Source organism: Leeuwenhoekiella sp. LLG6367-2.1 (assembly GCF_045055775.1).
In the GTDB taxonomy this organism is placed as follows: domain Bacteria; phylum Bacteroidota; class Bacteroidia; order Flavobacteriales; family Flavobacteriaceae; genus Leeuwenhoekiella; species Leeuwenhoekiella aequorea.
Genome location: NZ_CP159331.1, coordinates 3,459,715 through 3,481,630 on the forward strand (window position 1 = coordinate 3,459,715; position 21,916 = coordinate 3,481,630).

22 protein-coding genes and 1 tRNA gene are annotated in these 21,916 nt (G+C 33.7%); 10 read left to right on the forward strand and 13 right to left on the reverse strand.

The genetic code is table 11. From position 1 onward, the window contains the following. Positions 1-257: 257 nt before the first annotated feature. The gene (locus tag ABVM53_RS15395) at positions 258-1,295 is read right to left on the reverse strand and encodes a LacI family DNA-binding transcriptional regulator (protein ID WP_405327874.1); all 1,038 of its coding nucleotides are present in this window, start codon (positions 1,293-1,295) and stop codon (positions 258-260) included. Between the two features lie 375 nt (positions 1,296-1,670). After that, a tRNA-Arg gene (locus ABVM53_RS15400) sits at positions 1,671-1,744 on the reverse strand. Positions 1,745-1,988: 244 nt separating this feature from the next. Between ABVM53_RS15400 and ABVM53_RS15405 the strand changes: the two genes are divergently transcribed. Continuing rightward, entirely contained in the window at positions 1,989-2,600 is a 612-nt protein-coding gene (locus ABVM53_RS15405; RefSeq protein WP_405327877.1) for an alpha-ketoglutarate-dependent dioxygenase AlkB family protein, read from the forward strand. A gap of 528 nt (positions 2,601-3,128) precedes the next feature. Here the strand turns inward: ABVM53_RS15405 and ABVM53_RS15410 are convergent. The 9 genes from ABVM53_RS15410 to ABVM53_RS15450 all read right to left on the reverse strand — a co-directional run bounded on the left by ABVM53_RS15410 (position 3,129) and on the right by ABVM53_RS15450 (position 11,695). Further along, positions 3,129-3,422 (reverse strand): hypothetical protein, encoded by a 294-nt coding sequence (locus ABVM53_RS15410; RefSeq protein WP_405327879.1) that lies wholly within the window; start codon positions 3,420-3,422, stop codon positions 3,129-3,131. A 248-nt stretch (positions 3,423-3,670) separates the two neighbouring features. Next, positions 3,671-4,393 carry a LytR/AlgR family response regulator transcription factor gene (locus ABVM53_RS15415; RefSeq protein ID WP_405327882.1) on the reverse strand — a complete coding sequence of 241 codons (723 nt, stop codon included), beginning with the start codon at positions 4,391-4,393 and terminating at the stop codon, positions 3,671-3,673. Between the two features lie 4 nt (positions 4,394-4,397). After that, positions 4,398-4,721 carry an Hpt domain-containing protein gene (locus tag ABVM53_RS15420; RefSeq protein WP_405327884.1) on the reverse strand — a complete coding sequence of 108 codons (324 nt, stop codon included), beginning with the start codon at positions 4,719-4,721 and terminating at the stop codon, positions 4,398-4,400. Between the two features lie 67 nt (positions 4,722-4,788). Then, positions 4,789-7,155 (reverse strand): PAS domain S-box protein, encoded by a 2,367-nt coding sequence (locus ABVM53_RS15425; RefSeq protein ID WP_405327887.1) that lies wholly within the window; start codon positions 7,153-7,155, stop codon positions 4,789-4,791. Beyond that, complete coding sequence (locus tag ABVM53_RS15430) at positions 7,136-7,693, reverse strand: heme NO-binding domain-containing protein (RefSeq protein ID WP_405327890.1); 558 nt, start codon at positions 7,691-7,693, stop codon at positions 7,136-7,138. The genes ABVM53_RS15425 and ABVM53_RS15430 overlap by 20 nt, the downstream gene beginning before the upstream one ends. Then, entirely contained in the window at positions 7,690-8,109 is a 420-nt protein-coding gene (locus ABVM53_RS15435; RefSeq protein WP_128756797.1) for a response regulator, read from the reverse strand. Before ABVM53_RS15435 ends, ABVM53_RS15430 begins: the two co-directional genes overlap by 4 nt. Before the next feature lie 184 nt (positions 8,110-8,293). Continuing rightward, a complete protein-coding gene (locus ABVM53_RS15440) occupies positions 8,294-9,670 on the reverse strand; it encodes an alanine/glycine:cation symporter family protein (RefSeq protein WP_405327892.1) in 1,377 nt (458 codons plus the stop codon). A gap of 94 nt (positions 9,671-9,764) precedes the next feature. Further along, on the reverse strand, positions 9,765-10,718 hold the full coding sequence (locus tag ABVM53_RS15445) for a phosphoribosylaminoimidazolesuccinocarboxamide synthase (protein ID WP_405327895.1): 954 nt from the start codon (positions 10,716-10,718) through the stop codon (positions 9,765-9,767). Positions 10,719-10,741: 23 nt separating this feature from the next. After that, entirely contained in the window at positions 10,742-11,695 is a 954-nt protein-coding gene (locus ABVM53_RS15450) for a PhoH family protein (protein WP_128756795.1), read from the reverse strand. A gap of 109 nt (positions 11,696-11,804) precedes the next feature. Here ABVM53_RS15450 and ABVM53_RS15455 point away from each other — a divergent pair, with 109 nt between their 5' ends. The 9 genes from ABVM53_RS15455 to miaA all read left to right on the forward strand — a co-directional run bounded on the left by ABVM53_RS15455 (position 11,805) and on the right by miaA (position 19,598). Beyond that, a complete protein-coding gene (locus ABVM53_RS15455; RefSeq protein WP_405327898.1) occupies positions 11,805-12,635 on the forward strand; it encodes an S-adenosyl-l-methionine hydroxide adenosyltransferase family protein in 831 nt (276 codons plus the stop codon). Positions 12,636-12,644: 9 nt separating this feature from the next. Further along, the gene (locus tag ABVM53_RS15460) at positions 12,645-12,941 is read left to right on the forward strand and encodes a putative quinol monooxygenase (RefSeq protein ID WP_405327901.1); all 297 of its coding nucleotides are present in this window, start codon (positions 12,645-12,647) and stop codon (positions 12,939-12,941) included. A 91-nt stretch (positions 12,942-13,032) separates the two neighbouring features. After that, positions 13,033-13,920, forward strand: a complete 888-nt coding sequence (locus ABVM53_RS15465) for a 3-hydroxyacyl-CoA dehydrogenase family protein (protein WP_405327904.1) — start codon at positions 13,033-13,035, stop codon at positions 13,918-13,920. A gap of 179 nt (positions 13,921-14,099) precedes the next feature. Continuing rightward, entirely contained in the window at positions 14,100-15,332 is a 1,233-nt protein-coding gene (locus ABVM53_RS15470; protein ID WP_371456758.1) for a DUF1015 domain-containing protein, read from the forward strand. A 56-nt stretch (positions 15,333-15,388) separates the two neighbouring features. Further along, on the forward strand, positions 15,389-16,051 hold the full coding sequence (locus ABVM53_RS15475; protein ID WP_405327907.1) for a YggS family pyridoxal phosphate-dependent enzyme: 663 nt from the start codon (positions 15,389-15,391) through the stop codon (positions 16,049-16,051). Between the two features lie 40 nt (positions 16,052-16,091). After that, positions 16,092-17,459: an exonuclease domain-containing protein gene (locus ABVM53_RS15480; protein ID WP_405327910.1), complete on the forward strand. Its 1,368-nt coding sequence runs from the start codon at positions 16,092-16,094 to the stop codon at positions 17,457-17,459. After that, complete coding sequence (locus tag ABVM53_RS15485; protein ID WP_405327913.1) at positions 17,460-17,834, forward strand: hypothetical protein; 375 nt, start codon at positions 17,460-17,462, stop codon at positions 17,832-17,834. It abuts the gene before it with no gap. Between the two features lie 14 nt (positions 17,835-17,848). Further along, positions 17,849-18,694, forward strand: a complete 846-nt coding sequence (locus ABVM53_RS15490; protein ID WP_128756787.1) for an ion transporter — start codon at positions 17,849-17,851, stop codon at positions 18,692-18,694. Next, positions 18,687-19,598 (forward strand): tRNA (adenosine(37)-N6)-dimethylallyltransferase MiaA, encoded by a 912-nt coding sequence (miaA, locus tag ABVM53_RS15495; RefSeq protein ID WP_405327917.1) that lies wholly within the window; start codon positions 18,687-18,689, stop codon positions 19,596-19,598. The genes ABVM53_RS15490 and miaA overlap by 8 nt, the downstream gene beginning before the upstream one ends. A 20-nt stretch (positions 19,599-19,618) precedes the next feature. Here miaA and ABVM53_RS15500 read toward each other — a convergent pair whose 3' ends face one another. Together ABVM53_RS15500 and ABVM53_RS15505 are read right to left on the reverse strand one after the other, a co-directional pair. Then, a complete protein-coding gene (locus ABVM53_RS15500) occupies positions 19,619-20,338 on the reverse strand; it encodes a response regulator transcription factor (RefSeq protein WP_128756785.1) in 720 nt (239 codons plus the stop codon). Positions 20,339-20,342: 4 nt separating this feature from the next. Then, a complete protein-coding gene (locus ABVM53_RS15505) occupies positions 20,343-21,914 on the reverse strand; it encodes a HAMP domain-containing sensor histidine kinase (RefSeq protein WP_128756784.1) in 1,572 nt (523 codons plus the stop codon). Positions 21,915-21,916: the final 2 nt, after the last annotated feature.

Here is a 21,916-nt window from a genome sequence, read left to right on the forward strand (position 1 = left end):
TTTAACATAGGCCCTCGATTAATCCCAATAATGTCTTTTAGAAATCCTACAAACAATATTCCTGTATAACTTATTTAGATAGTTTTGGTCTTTAACCAAATCTAAATATCTTAATGACTTTGAAATATATAATGGTAAATTTCAAATATTAACATTTACACAATCGATTGCGTAAATATAAGTCATATATAATATTCTACATAAATTTAATTCTTCTACCGTGAAAATTACCAATTAAATTATTTGAACCGACGTTTCTAATGTTGAATGGTTATTTTTCGTGAGGAAGATTTGCGAATAATTAGTTGAGTATCTAGAATTGTGGTTTGGTCAAGTTGTCCGCCATTCTCTACACTATCAAAGTTATCCAAAATACATTTTGCCGAAAGTTCGCCCATTTTAGATGCAGGATGTGAAATAGAGGATAACGAGGGTTCTATAATTGAAGCAACAGGGTCATTATTAAAACCTATAATTGCTAAATCGTATGGAACATTTAATCCCATTTTTTTTATAGATTGTATTGCACTTATTGCTACAGTATCATTAGAAGTAAAAAGACCATCAGGTGGATTTTTCATTTTCATTAAATATTCTGTAGCTTTCTTTCCTTCTTTAGAACTTAATGTTTTCATTTCGATTATCAATTCTTCATCTACTTTCAAACCAGCATTCTTTAGAGCATCTTCATAACCTTTCCTTCTATCCTTGTAAATGCTTCTAAGCTGCGAACCAGCGAAATGCGCTATACGTAAACACCCCTGATCGATAAGGTGGCTAGTTGCTTTATATGCAGATGCATAATTGTCTATTATAACTTTATAAGAAGGCAAGCATTCTGGAACACGATCTACAAAAACTAAAGGTATTCGATTTAAAAAAGGTTTAAAATGATCATAATCAGAAGTTTGCATTGACAATGATGAGATGATCCCTGAAATTCTCATATCATATAAAGTCTTTGCATTTCTCACTTCACTTTCGTAATCATCGTTACACTGAATAATAATGACCGTGTAACCTGCTTTCTTTGCTTGGTCTTCAATTCCACTTATTAAAGATGACATAAAAGGTCTATTAATTCTTGATATTAAAACACCTATAGTCTTTGTTCTATTTTTCCTTAGACCTGCAGCAAGAGTGTTTGGGCGATATCCCATAATCTCAGCCTCTTTTTTAATTAAGGTAGCAGTTTTTTTACTTATTGAATGATGATCACGTAAAGCCCTAGAAATGGTAGACGTAGAATAATTGAGCTTCTCGGCAATATCATATATTGTGATTTGCTTTTTCAAATGATCTCTTTAATAAGTTAGGCTAAAGTAAAACATCTTTTTTTAAACTTCATATATCATTCTGATAGTTAAAAATGAATCTTGATTTAAAATTACCCTTTTTATAATTTGATTTTTTTCTTGCCCAAGTGATATTTTTATATATAATAAAATACACGAGTATTCAAATAATATCTCCCTACATCGGCACCAAAAGATTCAGAAAGTAATCATCCTTGTTTATTCTAAAGAAACTTAAATAATATCATTCTTTAGTGTATAGAAAGAATTAATAACCTACACGAACTATTCTCAAGATTTTCTATCTAGCGTATTGAGTTTAATTAAAGTGAGGAAATAAAAAAAAGCCTCAGTAAAACTGAGGCTTTGAAGAAGTGATCGCGACAGGATTCGAACCTGTGACCGTCTGCTTAGAAGGCAGATGCTCTATCCAACTGAGCTACGCGACCCTTTTTGCGGGTGCAAATATAATACATTAACTAAAAAGTTAAAGTGTTAGTTGAAAAAAAATACAGATTATTTTCACAGCAGTTGGCAAAGTCTATTTAAACCTCTCGTTTTAAATAAACTACACGCTAATTTAATATGCATTAAAATATATAAATTTTAAAACTTCAAACTTTACAAATCATAATTGATTCAGATATTTCCCATAACTACTTAAAATTACAGAACTTTAATTAAAATTAAGGTATGAAATTATTCGAACTAGAACCAGATTCAAATATAAATTTACTCCCAAAAGATGGTACAGTTAACTATTATGGATCTCTGTTTGACTCCAAAGAAGCTCATTTATTTTACAATAAGCTCTTAGAAAATATTGCCTGGAAAAATGACGAAGCTATTATTTTTGGAAAAAAGATTATAACAAAACGTAAAGTAGCGTGGTATGGAGATAAACCCTATTCATATACGTACTCAAAAACTACAAAATCTGCACTCCCCTGGACGACTGAATTACAAATTTTAAAACAACGCACCGAAGATAAAACAGGTGAATTATTTAATTCTTGCTTATTAAATCTATATCACGATGGTAGCGAAGGCATGTCGTGGCACAGCGATGCTGAAAAAGATTTAAAAAAGAATGGCGCTATAGCCTCAATTAGTCTAGGTGCAGAACGACGATTTTTACTTAAACACAAAAGTACAAATGAAAAAGTGGAGGTTTTTCTAGAGAATGGCAGCTTACTGGTTATGAAAGGAGAAACACAAGAGAACTGGTTACATAGATTACCTACTACTAAAAAAATTCTTACTTCTAGAATAAACCTAACCTTTAGAATGATTAAAGAAGACTAATCATAATGAAAGAACTCCAATCGCTCTAGGGAAAGTGAAAGGAGTTCAGTAATTGAAAAGAATAGATATAAGGGGGCTTAAACTGACCTTAGAATTGGCTAACTAAAAAATAAGACATCAATCACTAAAAAAGTGAATCGTAAAAAACCTTAAATATTTTCCCTTATTAATTCTATTCAAATTTCTCAATTAGAATTACATATTTTGAAAAAAAACGTTCGGAAGCTGATGAATGTAGACGAGTGGTAATTTTGAGCCGTTAAACGGAGAGGTAGGAATTAGGCAAATGGATATAAAACTCAAAATTATATAAAATGAAAAACCCGTGCATACGCAACGGGCCTTTCTCCCAACTTAAATTCTTAGTCAATTACGATTTGGGGAATTGTTGTAATTGTAAGGGTTACATGATCCTACAAATTGGGGAAATCTTTGTAAGAAAAAAATCTAAATTAGGTTTTGTTATAGTTAATGTAATAATCAATTAGTCTTTGGGGAAACTAAATTTCAATTGTAATTTGGGGTTCTTTATGCAGTTTTAATTGGTGATTTTAACTTTGCAAGTTCTAGTGGAGAACGTCTTAATAGTATCTCACCTCTAAAATTAACTTCTTTCAAATCGTGCAATCTCAATACAGCATTAGGTAATTCTGATGCTATTAGATTATTCGCTTCGTAAAATTTTACATTATCCAAATTATACTTAAAGAGAGGAATGATTTCTGACTTAAAATTGTCTGATGGAATTACTATTTCAGATGAATTTGCAAAACTTATCGATCCTATAAACAGAATCAAGCTAGTACTAATAATTTTAAGCATAAGTTGGGTTTTGTTGTATTACATCGTAAATATAATACCATTAATCTATAACAAACAATTTAATTCGTTGAAATGCATAATAAAAAACGGTTTTTAACATTTTCCTACAGAAAACTTTGACTAATTGTCTAAATTCCTACATTTCAGTGTTTTATATCTCTAAAAGTCTACTTTGTGTTAGTGGAAATAAAAAAAGCTCCAGTTCTTTAATTAAGATCTGGAGCTTGAGTTTTTGCTTGATATCAACTTTACAGTAAGTTTAGCTGCTTCATCAAAATGGGTCGATTTGAGCGACTTATAGGTATTACGTCTTTTGCAATAAGAACACTGTTATCTTCTATGTCTATGATTTTATGGAAGTTTATTACAAACGAACGGTGAATTTTTAAAAACTTACTGTCTGGTAGTTTCTCTTCTATTTTCTTCAACGTCGAATGAACTGTATAATTTTTAGACTCCGTTTTAATAAGAATATAATCTCCTTTAGCTTCTATAATTAAAATGCTATCAAAATTTATTTTAATTAGTCTTCTATCAATATTCACATATAAGTCTGTACCCTTTTCGGTTTTCACCTCATTTACCTCGGTAAGTGGCTTTGTAGAAGGGTAAGATACTGGATGTTTAACTTGCTTTGCCTTTTCAACAGATTTTAAAAATCGTGGTAATCCTACTGGCTTAACTAAATAATCTACAATACACTCATATTCGAAAGCCTCAATAGCAAAATTACGATCTGATGTTGTCAATACAATTCTGGGAGGATTTTTTAGAGTTTGAATCAAGTCAAATCCTGTAAAATCTGGCATGTGTATATCTAGAAAAATCAAATCTACTGGCTGCTGATTAAGAAATTTTATGGCTGCAATAGCATTATCAAACTCTGCAACTAAATTGAGATTTGCTTTTTTACAGTGATTGCTCACAATTGCTCGTGCTAAAGCTTCGTCATCTATTATGATACAATCCATAGTATTAAATTTTTGAAATAAAGGTTGACATCGCATTTAGAATCTTATCAAAATGTAAAGAAGATTTATCGTCACCTAACTTCAGTTCATCCTCATAAATAATTGCAAATTCATAAGACTTATGCATATTCAATATACTTATTTTATGCTTTAATTTATGAACGTCTGCAGCACATTTTATAAAATCCTGTGTTTTGAGGTGCAGATAGTACTGATTTATTTCTAAAGGCAATTCTTCTTTTAAAATTGATATCAATTCATATTCAAAGTCCTTACTATCGGCTGCTATATATTTAATCTTGTTTAGATCTGGAGTTTCCGTAATCATATTTTATATTCTAAACAGATTGATAATTCTATTTAAGTTCAGTCTAACTTTAATCTGCATTAATTAATTATTTCGTCTTCTTAAGACTGAAATAAAACGTACTACCCTTCTTCGGAATACTTTCCACCCAAATCTTACCTTGATACATATCAACAATTTTCTTTACAATCGATAGTCCTATTCCGGTTGAATCATCGTGATCTGTTAACGACTGAAATATATTAAAAATCTTTGCGTGGTATTTTTCTTCAATACCTATCCCATTATCACGTATTGCAAATTCGTGGAAATCCCCTCGATCTATATAGGATATTTCGATGCGCCCTTTATCTTTATCGCAATACCGTATTGCGTTACCAATGAGATTTTGAAACACTTGCTGAAGACGTGTACGATCAACATTAATTACGGGTAACTTAGTCACGACATTTAAACTTACATTGCTAGGAATAAACATAAGTTCTCGTATATCCTGAATAATATCATATACGTCTGTTGTTTTATCATTTGTAGTTTCAATTTGAATACTACTATAATTCAAAATTCCTGAAATTAGATTCTCCATTTTCTCCAGAGTATTTTCAAGAATTTCAAAATTTTCTAAACTTTGCTCATCTAAGACTGCCGCATTATCTTCTTTTATCCAATTGGCAAGTGCATTAATACTGCGCAACGGACTTTTTAAATCGTGAGAAACCACGTGTGCATATTCTTGTAATTCTTTATTACTCTTTTCTAGATTTTCTAAGAGAAGTTCCTTTTGAGTTTCAAGATTTTTAAACTCGGTAATATCAAGCTGAATACCTACACTTCCTATGTGGTTACCGTGAATATCATAATTAGGAGCTCCACTTACAAGCCAATTTCTTAAACCTCTATCTTTTGATATTATTTCTACTTCGTAAGAATCTGAAACCCCTTTTTTACGAGATTTAAATTTTTCAAGAATAATCTGTTTACTTTTTTTAGTTACAAATATATCACTGGCAATTTTGCCTAATAATTCTTGTTTGCTATAACCACTTTGCTCACAAAAACTTTGATTCACAAATAGAATTTTTCCTTCTGTATTGGTCTCCACCAGACCAAGATTCATATTGGCGATTATATTGCTGTATTTCTCTTTTTGGTTTCTTAGATCTTCCTTATGTCTTTTACTAAGCGTTATATCATTATAACTCCATAAATGCCCTTTGTATTTTTCATTTGAATAAACAGGAACAAAATCTCTGAGTAAAATTCTTCCGTCAATCAATTCAAGTTCATCACCAGTTACTAATTCTCTTTTTTCTAATATTTCAGAAATACGAACTAAAAACTTATCGGGATCTTTAAACAAAGTTTTGGCATCATCTGCTGCTTTAATACAGTCTGCCCCTATTAACATTTCAGGATTAACATCAATACCAAACATCTCACAGAACATTGGGTTAGTTAAAACCACCTTTCTATTTTCATCCTCCAGTAAAATCCCACTTTGTAGCCTCAAAATCAAGGCTGATAAGCGGTTTTCTGATTCAATAAGTTTTTCTTGAGCTAACAGCTCTTTAGTAACATCTTCAATGGTAATTACTTCTTGCTGAAGGGTGATATCATTATGATCCTGAACACTACTTACGTTAATCTTTGTAGTTATAATCTCTCCAAAATTAGTAATGTATTTTATGGTTGTAGTAAAGGAATTTATTTCGCCTTTATGTAGCTGTTTACTCTTGTCATCATAATCAGACTGCTCAGCTGCAACCGTTATAGATTTTAAGCTTTTGCCTATAATTTCTTCCTCTTGATACCCTAGGATTCTTGTAAAACTTGCATTACAATTATCAATGAGACCGTTTGTAGTAAGAGCAATTCCTAGAGGCGAACTGTTTACAATAAATTCGAGCTGCTTTTTCTGATCACTAATTATTTGCGCTTTTTCTTCTTCGAAAGTGATATCTCTTAGAATTCCTTGAGCTGCTACCGGTTCTCCCTCTTCATTTTTAATAACACTTGCATTGATATGAATTCTACAATGCCTATCATTTTTAGTGAGAATTGTAACCTTAAAATTGGTAATGTTACCTGTAGATAATAAGGTTTTAAATCCCTTTATTACTTTATACTTATCTTCCTTTAATATTAACTTCGGAAGAAACACCGATTCTTGATCTGAATTATACCCTAGAAGATTTATGGCAGCAGCATTCATCTTTAAAATGTAACCTTCTAAGTCAATAACGATATAAGCGTCTACCAGACTTTCAAAAAGACCTTTGAGCTCAGAATTTTTTTGATAAATAGAAGACCGTAAACGCTCATTAGATCGTTTTAATTCTTGGGAAGTTCTATAAAGTTCAGAAGATTTTGCCTCAAGAATACTCTCAGCCATTTTGCGAGCTTTACGCTCCCGTTCGATTATACGTTTATATATCTCAAGGTCTGGTATTTCCATTTTTTCCTTTAATAAAAAATCTAACGTGCGTTCCGTCGCCTTTTATTTTTTCTAATCTAATCGTACAATCGATTTTGAAAAAATTAAATGTCTCATGCATCAATCCTAAACCAAAACTATACATAGCACGGCCAGACATATAATCTAAAGTTAACGTATTTTCTGTCTTTTCGAGAGTTTTAAAAGTAGGTAATTGCGCATCAGGGTATATTTTAAGCACCTCAACGTGTATATGATCTTCTATTGAAGAAAGCATTTCTATAGGGTCTGAAAACGTCTTCAAAAATCCCGGATAGCTAACTTGTATAACAGTAAAAAAATGCTGAGCATATACATAAAGTAAATCATCAATTGAAAGCTGGGTACGTTTACTTAATTCTGAAAGTAGCGAGACCATCTCTCCAAATTTATAAGTTCCTACTGCGGTATAGGCTCCTCCAGATTCCAGGTTAGCAGATTTGATAATATCATCAACCATCTGGATTCCAAATTTAGTTTCAACTAGCTCGAGAAATTCTGTAAATACTACTCCTTTCATAAAATATGTATAACTTCATTAATACTCCAGTATTCCAGCAATCTTTCTATTTTTTCAACATAATCCTCATATTTCAGCGGTTTTAAAACATAACCGGCAATCCCTATTTCATAACATTCTTTGACATCATTATGATTGTTTGATGTAGTTAGAACTATGGTAGGGATATATTTTAATAGAGGCTCTTTTTTCAAGACTTTGAGAAATTCAATTCCATCGATTTTTGGCATATTTAAATCAAGAAGAATAATATCTGGAAGATTGCTTCTATCCTCTAGAATCTTTAAGGCTTCCTCACCATTGCGCGCTTCAACCAGATCGTGTTTTAAGTTATTCTTACTTAACACACGTTTCAGTTTCATTACCTCAATACGATCATCTTCTATAAGAAGAATAGATAAAATTCTTTTTTTCATGACAGAGCGTGTGAATTCAACTTGTACTTAATAGTATAAAGTTGCAAAAAAGAATGGCATTATTTCATCATGAAACGTTAGCCCGTAAATTTAGTGTAGACGAGTTGCGCTAAAGTGTAGTTAAGCGGTAAAGTGATCTAATTAGGTAATCTAGTTTTTATACTTCAGTTAAAATAACCAAATTCTAAGGTTGATTTTTAAGATTATCAAAGTATAAACGAGCTCTAGCCATTACTTTAGGAGCCAATATAAGTGTGGTAAGCATTGTAGGTATTGCCATTAGCGCAAAAAACGTATCAATTAGATTTATCATTAAGCTCAATGATGTGGTCGCACCAAGTAGAATACTACCTATATAAAAATAATTGTAGATATGTTTATGGCGTGTTCCAAATAAAAAGGATAGACATTTTGTGCCGTAATAAGAATAGGAAAATAAAGAGCTGATGCTAAACACAGCAATACATACTAATAATAAATACGGTCCAAACCCCGGAATCGCATCAGAAAATGCTTTTGCAGTTAGACTTACCCCATTTGCTTCGCTAGTCTTCCAAACACCGGTCACCAAAATACTTAAAGCTGTAAGCGTACACACAATTATAGTATCTATAAATGGACCTAACATAGCTACTAAACCCTCACGTATAGGTTCATTTGTTTTTGCTGCACCATGAGCCATGGGAGCCGTACCTATACCGGCCTCGTTTGAAAATGCTCCTCGACGAATTCCAAGAACAATTAAAGCTCCTAGAATTCCACCAAACATAGGATCGCCAGTATAATTATCTGCGGCAAAAGCATCAGTAAATATGAGCTTAAAATAATAGGGAACTACGTCCACATTTATAAAAAGTATGGCCAGGACTGCGATAAAATATAATCCTACCATAGCAGGTACAATGCGTGAAGCGGTTTTACTAATACGATTTAATCCTCCCAGAATTACAACACCAGTTATTAAAGCAAGTACAATACCTATGATCAAATCTGTTGAAAAGCTTTTTTCATAACCATTAGGAACTAGTAAAATATCATTAATGGCCTGCGTAAGCTGATTTACATTAAAAACTGGTAGGGCTCCCACTAAACCGGCTACACTAAACATTATTGCTAGTGGTTTCCAGGCTTTTCCTAGACCTTCAACTATAAAATACATCGGTCCACCCTGAATTTCACCAGCATCATCTTTACCACGATATAATATGGCTAGCGTACAAGTAAAAAATTTGGTGCTCATACCTACAATTGCACTTACCCACATCCAGAAAACTGCTCCGGGTCCTCCTACAGCAATAGCAACCGCAACTCCTGCTATATTCCCCATTCCTACAGTAGAGGATAGTGCAGTCATCAAGGCTTGAAAATGGCTAATTTCCCCAGGATCATTGGGATTATCATATTTACCACGTAAAACATTTATGGCGTGAGCAAAATATGCGAACGGTAGAAATCTAGAATAAATAAGCAGGTATATACCGCCACCTATTAATAAAATTAAAAGAGGTAAACCCCAAACAAATGATGCCGCTTCTGAAACCCAATAATTAATTTTTTCCATCATTTAAAATCTTTAAAATTTAATTATTGAATTATGAAGTTATCAAAGTACTTGAGGCATTTGTACTAAAACATTTTTGCAGGAGAATAGTTCTTTAATTGTTAAGATAAGCAAGTACGTTGTCCTCTATGCGCTTATCAATATTAGAAAGATCTGCTTTTACAAATTTCTCTCCAGTTATATTTTCAAATAACTCAATATATCGCTCAGATACAGTTTCTATATATTCATCGGTCATAACGGGTAACTTTTGACCTTCTAGACCTTGAAAACCATTTCCTATAAGCCATTGTCTCACAAACTCCTTAGATAACTGCTTTTGAGCTTCGCCATTTTCCTGACGCTCTAAGTAGCCATCTGCATAGAAATAACGGGAAGAATCTGGAGTATGTATTTCATCAATTAATACGATCTTACCATCAGATGTTTTACCGAATTCGTATTTAGTATCTACGAGAATTAATCCTCTTTCATGAGCAATTTCGGTACCCCTTTGAAATAATTTTTGAGTATAGTCTTCAAGAATCGCATAATCTTCCGCAGATACAATTCCGCGTTTAATAATATCTTCTTTAGAGATATCTTCATCGTGGTCTCCCATTTCGGCTTTTGTAGCGGGAGTAATTATAGGCTTCGGAAATTTATCATTCTCTTTTAATCCTTCAGGAAGTTCTACTCCGCAAAGTATGCGTTTACCGGCCTTATATTCACGTGCAGCATGCCCACTCATATAACCGCGAATAACCATCTCTACTTTAAAAGGATCACATTTTTTACCTACAGCAACATTAGGATCTGGAGTAGCTTCAAGCCAGTTAGGAACAATATCCTGAGTATCGCGCATCATCTTTGTCGCAATCTGGTTTAGAATTTGTCCCTTGTAGGGTATTCCTTTAGGCATAACTACGTCAAAAGCACTTAGCCTATCTGTAGCAACCATAATTAATTGATCATTTTCAAGACTATATACTTCTCGTACTTTTCCTTTGTAAACAGCTGTTTGTCCCGGAAAATTGTAATTTGTATCGGTGATGGTTTTATTTGACATTTCTTGATTGTAATTCTTAAAGTTTAGTCTCTGTTTTCGATTGCTTTGTAAGCTGCTATTACTTCTTTTACCAGTCGGTGACGTATAACGTCTTTATCATCAAGGTAAACCATACCTATACCATCTACATCTTTAAGTACTAAAAGAGCTTCTTTTAAACCACTTATTACACGTCTTGGTAAATCTATTTGACCAGGATCTCCGGTAATCATAAATTTTGCATGTTTACCCATACGTGTCAAGAACATTTTCATCTGTGCGTGCGTAGTATTTTGAGCCTCATCAAGTATTACAAAGGCGTTATCTAGCGTGCGGCCACGCATAAAAGCCATAGGAGCAATTTGAACAACTCCTTTTTCTATAAAACTCTCCAATTTCTCATGTGGTATCATATCACGCAATGCGTCATAAAGCGGCTGCATATATGGATCTAGCTTTTCTTTTAAATCACCTGGTAAAAAACCGAGATTCTCGCCAGCTTCAACAGCAGGACGCGTTAATATTATGCGTTTAACCTGCTTTTCTTTTAATGCTTTTACTGCTAATGCAACAGCTGTATATGTTTTACCGGTACCTGCGGGTCCTATAGCAAAAACCATATCATTTTTACGTGATAAGTCGACCATCTTGCGCTGGTTAGCAGTTTGTGCTTTAATAAGCTTTCCTCCTACCCCGTGAACTAAAATCTCACCACTGGCAACAGAAGTCTCGTAATCTGCTTTGCTCTCACTCGTTAAAACACGTTCAATAGAATTCTGATCGAGTTTGTTATATTTTGCAAAATGCTCTAGGAGCATAGTCATACGTTTATCAAACTCTTCTAAAAGATCTTCATCACCGTAGGCCTTGATATTATTACCACGGGCAACAATCTTCAGTTTTGGGAAGTACTTCTTAAGTAGCTCAATATTAATATTATTTTCACCAAAAAAATCTCTTGGTGTAATCTCTGAAAGTTCAATGATAAGTTCGTTCAAAAGCGGAAGAATTTTATAAAGAAACTAGTTAATTATCTTTAGTTTTGCGTTTAACAAATGTAAATAAAATTAGTAACTCTACCCTTTAAAAATATCAACAAAACCGCCTATGCCCATTATAACATTAACCACAGATTTCGGCTTAAAAGATCATTTTGCCGGTGCGGTTAAAGGCGCTATTTATTCTGAATTGGCAGATGCCAAAATTGTTGATATCTCGCATAATGTATCGCCATTTCATATTACTGAAGCTGCCTACATCATTCAAAATGCCTATCGCAATTTTCCAGAAGGCACTATACATATTATAGGAATTGATTCTGAGCAGACACCAGAAAACAAACATATTGCCGTAAAACTGGAAGGTCATTATTTTGTGTGTGCAAACAATGGTATTATGTCTATGATTACGCGCACCATTGTCCCTGAGGAAGTTGTAGAAATTAATATACATGACCGTATTAAAACCAACTTTACCGAACTTGATGTATTTGTACAGGTTGCCTGTCATATTGCACGCGGCGGAACCCTGGGAGTTATAGGCAAGCCTATTAAAGAAATACGCGCCATAACCGGTATTATGCCTGTAATCAATAGCGAACAAAAACAAATTATAGGAAATGTTATTTATGTAGATAATTATGGCAATGTGATCACTAATATCACTCGACGTTTATTTGAGGAGGTTGGTAAAAGTAGAGCGTTTAGTATACAAGCTCGGAGAGCACATTTTAAAAAAATCTATGATAAATATAGTGATGCCATCAATTTTGATATTGAAAAAACTAAACGGGAAGAAGATGGCAAAAAAATAGCCTTATTCAATTCGTCTGGATATCTGGAGCTAGCTATCTATAAAAGCAATCCTTCTACCGTAGGTAGTGCTTCGACACTTTTTGGTTTAGATTATAGAGACACGGTAACAGTAAATTTTGATTAAATCTATCTTATGCTCGTACGTCTTGTAAAAATGGAATTCAAACCGGAAGAGGTCGCAAATTTTGAAATTCTTTTTAACGAAGTAAAAGAGAAAATACGTGGCTTTGAAGGGTGTGAATTTCTAGAACTACTCAAAGGCTCAGAGCAATCCTCGGTATTCTTTACTCATAGCCATTGGACGAGTGCAGAAGCTTTAGAAAAATACAGAAAAAGTGATTTATTTACTTCTACCTGGGCAAAGACTAAAGTTCTTTTTAATGCAAAACCCGAAGCGTGGAGCGTTGAAAAATTCGTAACTTTACGATAGTATCTTTACAGAAAATAAAGAATTAATCTTATAACACTGGCTTATAACGCGAATAGTGTAATCTGCTGGTGTAATTATCAAACTATATCAAATGAATAAAATTGCAGTTATTGGCGCCGGTACAATGGGTAATGGAATTGCGCATACTTTTGCTCAAAATGGTTTTAAAGTTAACTTAATCGACATTTCAGAAGCATCTCTAAAGAAAGGTATCGAGACTATTACAAAAAATCTAGATAGACAAGTTGTTAAGGAGCTTTTGACAGATAGCCAGAAAAATGAAACGCTTCTTAATATTATTCCACTTAATGACTTAGAAAACGGGGTTAAAGATGTCGATCTTGTTGTTGAAGCTGCAAGCGAAAATCTCACAATCAAACTGGATATTTTTAAAAATCTTGATACGTTTTGTAAACCTGAAACTATTCTTGCCAGTAACACTTCATCCATATCAATAACTCAAATTGCTGCGGCGACTAATCGCGCTGCTCAGGTAATCGGGATGCATTTTATGAATCCTGTTCCGGTAATGAAGCTTGTAGAAATTATTAGCGGTTACAGTACATCAAAAGCAACACTCGAGAAGATAACCAATCTTTCCCAAAAGCTTGGTAAAACGCCGGTACCAGTTAATGACTATCCGGGGTTTGTAGCAAACCGTATTTTAATGCCAATGATTAATGAGGCTGTTGAAACATTATATAATGATGTTGCCGGTGTAGCAGAAATAGATACTGTAATGAAACTAGGAATGGCCCATCCTATGGGACCCTTACAGCTAGCCGATTTTATAGGTCTCGATGTTTGTCTTGCAATTCTTGAGGTGATGTATGACGGATTTAAAAACCCAAAGTACGCTCCTTGTCCCCTACTCGTAAATATGGTGCGTGCGGGTAAACTGGGCGTGAAATCTGGAGAAGGTTTTTATGATTACAGCGAAAGCAGGAAAGCAGAAATTGTTTCAGCGCAATTCAGTTAAATTCTATATTTTTTCTAAATTAGATAGGCATTTTTGATTCACAAAATAGATCTATTTTAAGAAAAGCTCCTTGTTATTCTGCTTAATCTCAATAGTTTCAGTATTTAGATTAAGCAGAATTTTTTTGCAAATTAATATAGGGTATTACCTCTTTGCATTTGACCTATAATTACTTTTTTATGCCAAAAATAATTCCATTTAAAGCAGTGCGTCCCACGCGAGATAAAGTAAGTTTAATAGCTTCCCGATCGTACGATACGTATTCAAAGTCAGAACGCAAGGCACGGTTAGATAACAATCCGTACTCCTTCTTACATATCGTTAACCCGGGTTATAAATATCATAAGGAAATTAGCGGAGAAGCTCGTTATAAACTAGTGCGCAATCGATATCTTGAATTTAAGGAGGAAGGCATATTTATTCAGGATCAAGAGCCTGCATTTTATGTCTATAAAATTGTAAATCGCGATAACGAATCATTTGTAGGTATAATCGCAGCAGCTAGTATTCTTGATTACAAAAATAACCTCATTAAAAAACACGAGAACACCATTAAAGATCGTGAAGAGATTTTTAAAGAATATTTGAAGATTACCGGCTTTAATTCTGAACCGGTTTTACTTACACATCCAGATTCTGCAGCGCTAACAGTAATTTGCGAAGCAGTTATGCAACAGCGCGCCGAGTATGAGTTTACGACCACGTATCAAGACACACACTATTTATGGCCGGTTTTTGACCACAATACAATACAAGCTATACAAAACGCATATGCAAAAATGCCGGCTCTGTACATCGCAGATGGTCATCATAGATCGAGCTCTTCTGCACTTTTATTTGACGATTTAAGTCAATCTCAGAGCGCGGGAGAATCTTCTAACCATTTTATGGCGTATATAATTCCGGAGTCTCATCTGCGTATTCATGCATTTAGCAGAATGATAAAGGATCTAAACGGAAAGGATAAAGAACAGTTACTTGTAGAACTAGATTCTGTCTTTAAAATTGAAAACCGAGGGAACTTCTATGTCAAGCCAGCAAGGATTCACGAATTTTCAATGTATCTCGATGGAGAATTCTATTTGCTTAGCTTACGGGTTCAATATCGCAGCTTTAATAATGCTCTGGAAAATTTAGATGCACAAATACTCTACGATTTGGTCTTAAAACCTATACTTAATATTACTAATCCACGAGCAGATGTAAGGCTAGGCTATGGTAAAGGAAAGGACGATATGCTTCTTGTAAAGCAAAAAGTAGATAAAGGATTATATGCTGTAGGCTTTGGATTATTTCCGGCTACTACACAGCAAATCAAAGATATATCAGATCAGGGACTTACCATGCCTCCAAAATCAACTTTCATTCAACCAAAACTGCGAAGTGGTATAACAATTTATGAGTTTTTCTAGGCTGTATAGAACTTCGCATTGCTTAACTTTACCCTTAAGCTAATTGCGTTTAATATATGTCTATAATAAAAACTAATCTTAATCAGATAAAATCTAGTTTACCACAACATGTAAATCTGGTGGCAGTTTCAAAAACCAAACCTATTGAAGATTTGCAAGAAGCTTATAATGCGGGACAACGTATTTTTGGTGAAAATAAGATCCAGGAGATGACTGATAAATGGGAATCACTTCCCAAAGATATCGACTGGCATATGATAGGTCATGTTCAAACGAACAAAGTTAAATACATGGCACCTTATGTGGGTTTAATTCATAGTGCAGATAGATTAAAATTATTTAAGGAGATTGATAAGGAAGCTGAAAAAAATAACCGAATTATTAAAGTTCTATTACAGATTAAAATTGCTGAAGAAGATAGTAAATTCGGAATGCAACCTGCTGAGGCAAAACAGTTATTAGACAGCAATTCGTTTAAAGAAAACTATCCAAATATAAATGTAGTTGGTTTAATGGGAATGGCATCTTTCGTAGATGATCAAGATCAATTAACGCGGGAGTTTTCAGAATTGCAAAAAATCTACGACCAGTATAAAGAGCAAAATAATTTCACTACACTTTCGATGGGTATGAGTGGAGATTATAAACTTGCTATAGCTCATGGAAGTACGATGGTACGTGTAGGAAGTGCTATTTTTGGTGAACGCAACTATAATTAATAAATTACTGATTTACAAAACTTAAGACAGCAGATAATTTATGTACGCAATACTCGACTTAGAAACCACAGGCGGAAAATATAATGAAGAAGGAGTTACCGAGGTTGCGATTTATAAATATGATGGTCATGAGATTGTAGATCAATTTATTAGTCTTGTAAATCCCGAACGGCCCATACAAGCCTTTGTAGTAGGACTTACAGGAATAAATAACGAGATGTTACGTAATGCTCCTAAATTTTTTGAAGTAGCAAAACGCATCATAGAAATCACCGAAGACTGTATAATTGTAGCGCATAATGCACAATTTGATTACCGTATTCTTCAATTAGAATTTGATAGGCTCGGCTATGATTATCAGCGTAAAAGTCTATGTACAGTAGAGCTTGCACAAAATTTACTTCCAGATCAGGAAAGCTATAGTTTAGGAAAATTAGTACGCAATCTGGGAATCCCTATTACAGATAGACATCGCGCAAGCGGTGATGCACTTGCCACCGTAAAACTTTTTAAATTACTACTGGCAAAAGACACGAATAAGACAATTATACAAGAAGCGATAAAGCTTAATCCCAAAAAGAAACTAGATACAAAATTAAGGGATCTTATTTCTGAAGTTCCGAGTTCCACAGGTGTATATTATTTTCATAATGCAAACGGGAAAGTTATTCTTATTGGTAAAAGCCGAAACATAAAAAAACGGGTTACTCAGCACTTTACCAATGATAACCGAAAGTCAAAACAGCTTCAAGAAGATGTAGAAGCCATTAGTTATGAAGAGACGGGTAATGAACTTATAGCTCAATTAAAGGAGAATGAAGAGATTAAAAAAATAAAGCCTGCTCACAATCGCTCCTACCGCCGATTAAAATTTAAGGCTCAAATTGTGAGTTTTATAGACGAGAAAGGATACATTAATCTTCAAGTTGAAAAAGCAGATCCTCAAAAATCCAGTATTGTTACTTACGCCACATTACACGTAGCAAAATCAAATCTCGTACGTATTTTAGAAGAATATAATCTCTGTGCAGCAAAAACCAACTTAAATCTAAAAGAAGATAGATGCCTTGACAGCACTTGCAGTGGCGCTTGTTTTAATAAAGAACTTGTTTCAGATTATAATACTCGGGTAGAATCATTTATTGATGCAGTTAGTTTTGAACAAAAAAGTGTGGCGTTAATAGACCGAGGCAGAACTACAGATGAACGTAGCTTGATTCTAATAGAAGAAGGAGCCTTTAAAGGTTTGGGCTATTTTAATCTCAACTATCAAATAAGTAATACTGAAATCTTAAACCGAATTATCACCCCTATGGAAAATTCGTTAGATGCCAGACACATTATCCAAAGTTATTTACGTGTCAAAAAGGTTATTAAAACAATAGATTTAAACGAATTAGCGCACTAGATGAAATCAATTATTTATTTCTTTTTAATAGCCTGCTTTACAATTTCTACAGTAGTTGCTCAGGAAACTACTAAATTCGAAAAAAATAATCAGCAAAAAAAGGATTCCACAATATTCAATTGTAAAATATGCAATGATTCAAAGTCTCCTTTGATTATCTTAGTGGTTGACACAAAAAAATATATAATCACAGAAAGTGACCTTCGTCAAATCAAATCAGATTGGATTAAGGAAATTAACATCGTGAAAGATCAAAATGCAACTTCTAAATACGGTGATTCTGGAGAATATGGTGTGGTCGAAATGTTTTTAAAAGATGAAATGCTCGGCGAATTTTCTTTAGAAAATCTGGAAGTAATAAATACTACTTATTAAATTTAATTTCTTTTTTGACTGAATTAGCTAAACATACCTGGAAATCAAAAATACACGAGGTAATCTACGAGGCAGATACACCCGCAGGAAAAATATTTGATGTAATTCTGCTTATAATAATACTTCTTAGTGTTGTTTTAGTAATGCTAGAAAGTGTTGCCGGAATGCAAATTAAATACGGAGACTACTTCTATATCAGCGAGTGGATAATTACTATCTTCTTTACTATAGAATATATCTTACGTGTGATTTCCATTAAAAAAGCTTCAGCATATGTCTTCAGCTTTTATGGTCTTATAGACTTCATATCTACAATTCCGCTTTACTTATCCTTTTTTATTGTAGGAACTAATGCACTACTCACGATTAGAGCATTACGATTGCTTCGTGTTTTTAGGATCTTAAAAATCACGAGATACATAGGAGAAGGTAATAAATTAACTAAGGCGCTTAAAGATAGTCGTCCTAAAATACTTGTTTTTCTATTTGCAGTTATGATTCTTTCGGTAATTGCAGGTACATTAATGTACATAGTTGAGGGACCAGAACACGGCTTTAATAGTATTCCGGTAAGTGTTTACTGGTGTATTGTTACGTTAACAACCGTAGGGTTTGGAGATATTGCTCCTGTGACAGCCTTAGGGCAATTTATAGCTATGATTATAATGGTTTTGGGTTATGGTATAATTGCAGTTCCTACGGGTATCGTGAGTGCCGAAATGGCTAAAAAAGAACCTGGTGCGCTACCCGAGCATAAGCTTCATATTAATACTCAAGTTTGTCATAATTGCGGAGCACGCAAACATCAAGACTCTGCAAAATACTGTCACAATTGCGGAAACAGTTTACATTATGAATAAACTTTTAATAGCAATTGTAGGACCTACCGCAATCGGTAAAACTGCTTTATCCATAAAACTTGCCAAGCATTTTAATGCTGAAATATTCTCAGCAGACTCCAGACAGTTTTTCAAAGAAATGAAAATAGGAACGGCTGTACCGGAAGAAGACGAACTTAATACTGCAAAACATCATTTTATTCAGCATATATCTATTGAAGAAACTTATAATGTAGGTTTATTTGAAAAAGAATGCATTCAGGCACTAGACACCTATTTTGTACATAATGATGTAGCGATTTTAGTAGGTGGTTCTGGACTATACGTTGATGCCATAATTAATGGTCTCGATAAGTTCCCTGATGTAGATCCACAAATTCGAGAAAATCTTAGTAAAGAATTAGAAACTAAAGGAATAGAAATTTTACAAAAAGAACTTTTAGAAAAAGATTCTGAACACTACAACTCAATAGATTTGAGTAATAAGCAACGACTTATTCGCGCTTTGGAAATATGCCGAAGTACCGGTAAACCGTATTCTTCATTTCTGGCAAAGAATAAAACAAAGAGAGTCTTTAAAACACTAAAAATTGGTCTTAATGCAGAACGTGAAGTGATTTATAATCGCATTAACCACCGTGTTGATTTAATGATAGAAAATAGACTTATTGAAGAAGCAAAAGCACTAATTCCCCTTAAAGATTTAAATGCATTAAACACCGTAGGCTATAAAGAATTATTCAATTACTTTGATAACCAGTACGACTTAAATACTGCTATTGAGGAAATTAAAAAAAATACCAGACGTTTTGCCAAAAGGCAATTAACGTGGTATCGTAGAGATGATTCCGTAATCTGGTTTGATTATCTTACACCTATTGAAGAAATAATAAAAACAATAAAAGAAAAAACGCCTCTGGAATAAGAGGCGTTTTTCAAATACCACTATTTTTTTTCTTCTTCACTCTTAACAACAAGGCGGAAACCTTCACCGTGAATATTAAGTATTTCTACAGTATCATCACGCTTTAAGTACTTACGTAATTTAGCGATATAAACATCCATACTTCTAGAAGTAAAGTAGTTATCATCTCTCCATATTTTTGTAAGTGCTAGCTCGCGAGGCATTAAATCATTTTCATGCAATGCTAAAAGACGCAGTAATTCGTTTTCCTTGGGAGAAAGTTTAATTTGCTCATCTTCTTTATAAGTAAGGAAACGCAACTTAGAATTTAAGAAGAAACCACCTATTTGGAATTCAAATTGTTTACTATCTGCAACAGAATCTGTCGCCTTGCGCATCATGATAGCTTTAATTTTCATTAAAAGAACTTCGCTATCAAATGGCTTATTAAGGTAATCATCTGCACCTACTTTATATCCTTTTAAGACATCTTCTTTCATCGCTTTTGCGGTTAAGAATATAATAGGCACATCTTCGTTCTTTTCGCGTATTTCTTTCGCAAGTGTGAACCCATCTTTATAAGGCATCATCACATCTAAAATACAAAGATCAAAGTCGTCCTTTTTGAACTTCTCAAATCCTTCCATTCCATTTTTTGCGTGAGTTACATCGTAGTCATTCATTGAAAGATAATCTTTCAATACCGTTCCAAAGTTCGGATCGTCCTCTACGAGTAAGATTTTTTTGTTTTCTGTTTCCATTTGTTTAAGATATTAGTGGTAGTTTAATAATGAAGGTACTGCCTTTGCCTTTTTCGCTCTGTACCCAGATTTCACCTGCGTGATCTTCTACCATACGTTTTGCATATGCGAGACCCAGACCGTGACCTTTTACATTGTGTATATCGCCAGTATGCTCGCGATAAAATTTATCAAATATTTTCTTTTGAACTTGTTTTGTCATCCCATCACCCTGATCTTTAATTTTAATCAGAATGAAATTTTTTAGATTTTCTGTGTAGATATCTATTTTAGGAACATCTGTCGAATACTTAACCGCATTGTCTAAAATGTTAACCAAAACATTTGTAAAATGAGATTCGTTTGCAAGAACTGAGCTTTTTACAGCTCCCAAATGAGTTTTTATATATCCTTGGCGATCTTCAACAATTAATTCAATATGCATAATTGCATCTTCAATAATATCGTGAAGTTTTAAACGCTCTTTCTTAATATCAAGTTCGTTCTTTTCTAGTTTTGAAATGCGCAATACATTCTCCACCTGAGCATGCATTCTCTTATTTTCTTCACGTATCATTCCCATATAGCGCGTTAACGCCTCCGGGTTGCCATTAATCTTTGGATTTTTTATAGCATCAAGGGCAAGATTAATAGTTGCTATAGGAGTTTTAAACTCGTGCGTCATATTATTTATGAAATCGGTTTTGATTTCTGAAATCTGACGTTGTTTTACTAATTGTTGTAACGCACTGCTGTATGCGATAACTATTATTAGCGTAAATAAAATACTCAACCCTCCCATTCCTATAACGGAAGAAACTACATATTTTTTTTCACCGGGAAAGTTTGCTACTAATTGATAATCACTATTACCATCATCATCTGCAAAAAGTGGAACACTAAAATTTTGATCTGGAGATTGAATATCAAAATCTTTAGAACGCACATTAGTAACAAAATTGTTACTGTAAATTGCATATTCAAAATTGGTTTCCATATCGCGTTCAGCAAGCTCCATTGTAAGAAGACGTTCTAGCTCCTCAACATCTACCCGCTTATGAATAGGTATTTTACGCGTAATATACATCACCGCCTGTTCAATATTGTATCGCTCAATATCACTTAGATCAGACATTCTGGTGAATATTGTGGTGCGGTCTACATCCCCTTTGTCAATATCGTTATTATCGATAATTTGAGTATACTGGCGCTGTAGGTATTTTTTAAATTTTATGCTATCAACTTCGTAATCAAGAATAGGAGAGCTTAATTTGTAGTCTTGCTCTACAATGCTATTTCTAAAAACATACGACTCATTGGTTATTGAGTCTTCCTGCTTGTAAACTAAATCATAGAGGCTTACATCATCAGGAATTCCTAAACTATCCCGCATTTTAAGCACAGGATTATACCACGTGTTTACTTCTTTAATTTGAATATCTCGCGCAACTGCATTTAATACTTGCTTAGCATTAAAACCAAATTGACCACGCTTGGCATCTATACTATTAGATATCCAATAACCCTGCACAAATATAATGCCTATGAGAGACAAGCTCATCAACACAACAAGTAGTACAAAGAGTTTTTTATTCATAT

What these genes read in the sequence shown, in the direction of transcription:
- ABVM53_RS15405 (WP_405327877.1), top strand. Translation starts at nt 1,989, where the DNA reads ATGAAATTATTCGAACTAGAACCAGATTCAAATATAAATTTACTCCCA.
- ABVM53_RS15410 (WP_405327879.1), bottom strand. Translation starts at nt 3,422, where the DNA reads ATGCTTAAAATTATTAGTACTAGCTTGATTCTGTTTATAGGATCGATA.
- ABVM53_RS15415 (WP_405327882.1), bottom strand. Translation starts at nt 4,393, where the DNA reads ATGGATTGTATCATAATAGATGACGAAGCTTTAGCACGAGCAATTGTG.
- ABVM53_RS15420 (WP_405327884.1), bottom strand. Translation starts at nt 4,721, where the DNA reads ATGATTACGGAAACTCCAGATCTAAACAAGATTAAATATATAGCAGCC.
- ABVM53_RS15425 (WP_405327887.1), bottom strand. Translation starts at nt 7,155, where the DNA reads ATGGAAATACCAGACCTTGAGATATATAAACGTATAATCGAACGGGAG.
- ABVM53_RS15430 (WP_405327890.1), bottom strand. Translation starts at nt 7,693, where the DNA reads ATGAAAGGAGTAGTATTTACAGAATTTCTCGAGCTAGTTGAAACTAAA.
- ABVM53_RS15435 (WP_128756797.1), bottom strand. Translation starts at nt 8,109, where the DNA reads ATGAAAAAAAGAATTTTATCTATTCTTCTTATAGAAGATGATCGTATT.
- ABVM53_RS15440 (WP_405327892.1), bottom strand. Translation starts at nt 9,670, where the DNA reads ATGGAAAAAATTAATTATTGGGTTTCAGAAGCGGCATCATTTGTTTGG.
- ABVM53_RS15445 (WP_405327895.1), bottom strand. Translation starts at nt 10,718, where the DNA reads ATGTCAAATAAAACCATCACCGATACAAATTACAATTTTCCGGGACAA.
- ABVM53_RS15455 (WP_405327898.1), top strand. Translation starts at nt 11,805, where the DNA reads ATGCCCATTATAACATTAACCACAGATTTCGGCTTAAAAGATCATTTT.
- ABVM53_RS15460 (WP_405327901.1), top strand. Translation starts at nt 12,645, where the DNA reads ATGCTCGTACGTCTTGTAAAAATGGAATTCAAACCGGAAGAGGTCGCA.
- ABVM53_RS15465 (WP_405327904.1), top strand. Translation starts at nt 13,033, where the DNA reads ATGAATAAAATTGCAGTTATTGGCGCCGGTACAATGGGTAATGGAATT.
- ABVM53_RS15470 (WP_371456758.1), top strand. Translation starts at nt 14,100, where the DNA reads ATGCCAAAAATAATTCCATTTAAAGCAGTGCGTCCCACGCGAGATAAA.
- ABVM53_RS15475 (WP_405327907.1), top strand. Translation starts at nt 15,389, where the DNA reads ATGTCTATAATAAAAACTAATCTTAATCAGATAAAATCTAGTTTACCA.
- ABVM53_RS15480 (WP_405327910.1), top strand. Translation starts at nt 16,092, where the DNA reads ATGTACGCAATACTCGACTTAGAAACCACAGGCGGAAAATATAATGAA.
- ABVM53_RS15485 (WP_405327913.1), top strand. Translation starts at nt 17,460, where the DNA reads ATGAAATCAATTATTTATTTCTTTTTAATAGCCTGCTTTACAATTTCT.
- miaA (WP_405327917.1), top strand. Translation starts at nt 18,687, where the DNA reads ATGAATAAACTTTTAATAGCAATTGTAGGACCTACCGCAATCGGTAAA.
- ABVM53_RS15500 (WP_128756785.1), bottom strand. Translation starts at nt 20,338, where the DNA reads ATGGAAACAGAAAACAAAAAAATCTTACTCGTAGAGGACGATCCGAAC.
- ABVM53_RS15505 (WP_128756784.1), bottom strand. Translation starts at nt 21,914, where the DNA reads ATGAATAAAAAACTCTTTGTACTACTTGTTGTGTTGATGAGCTTGTCT.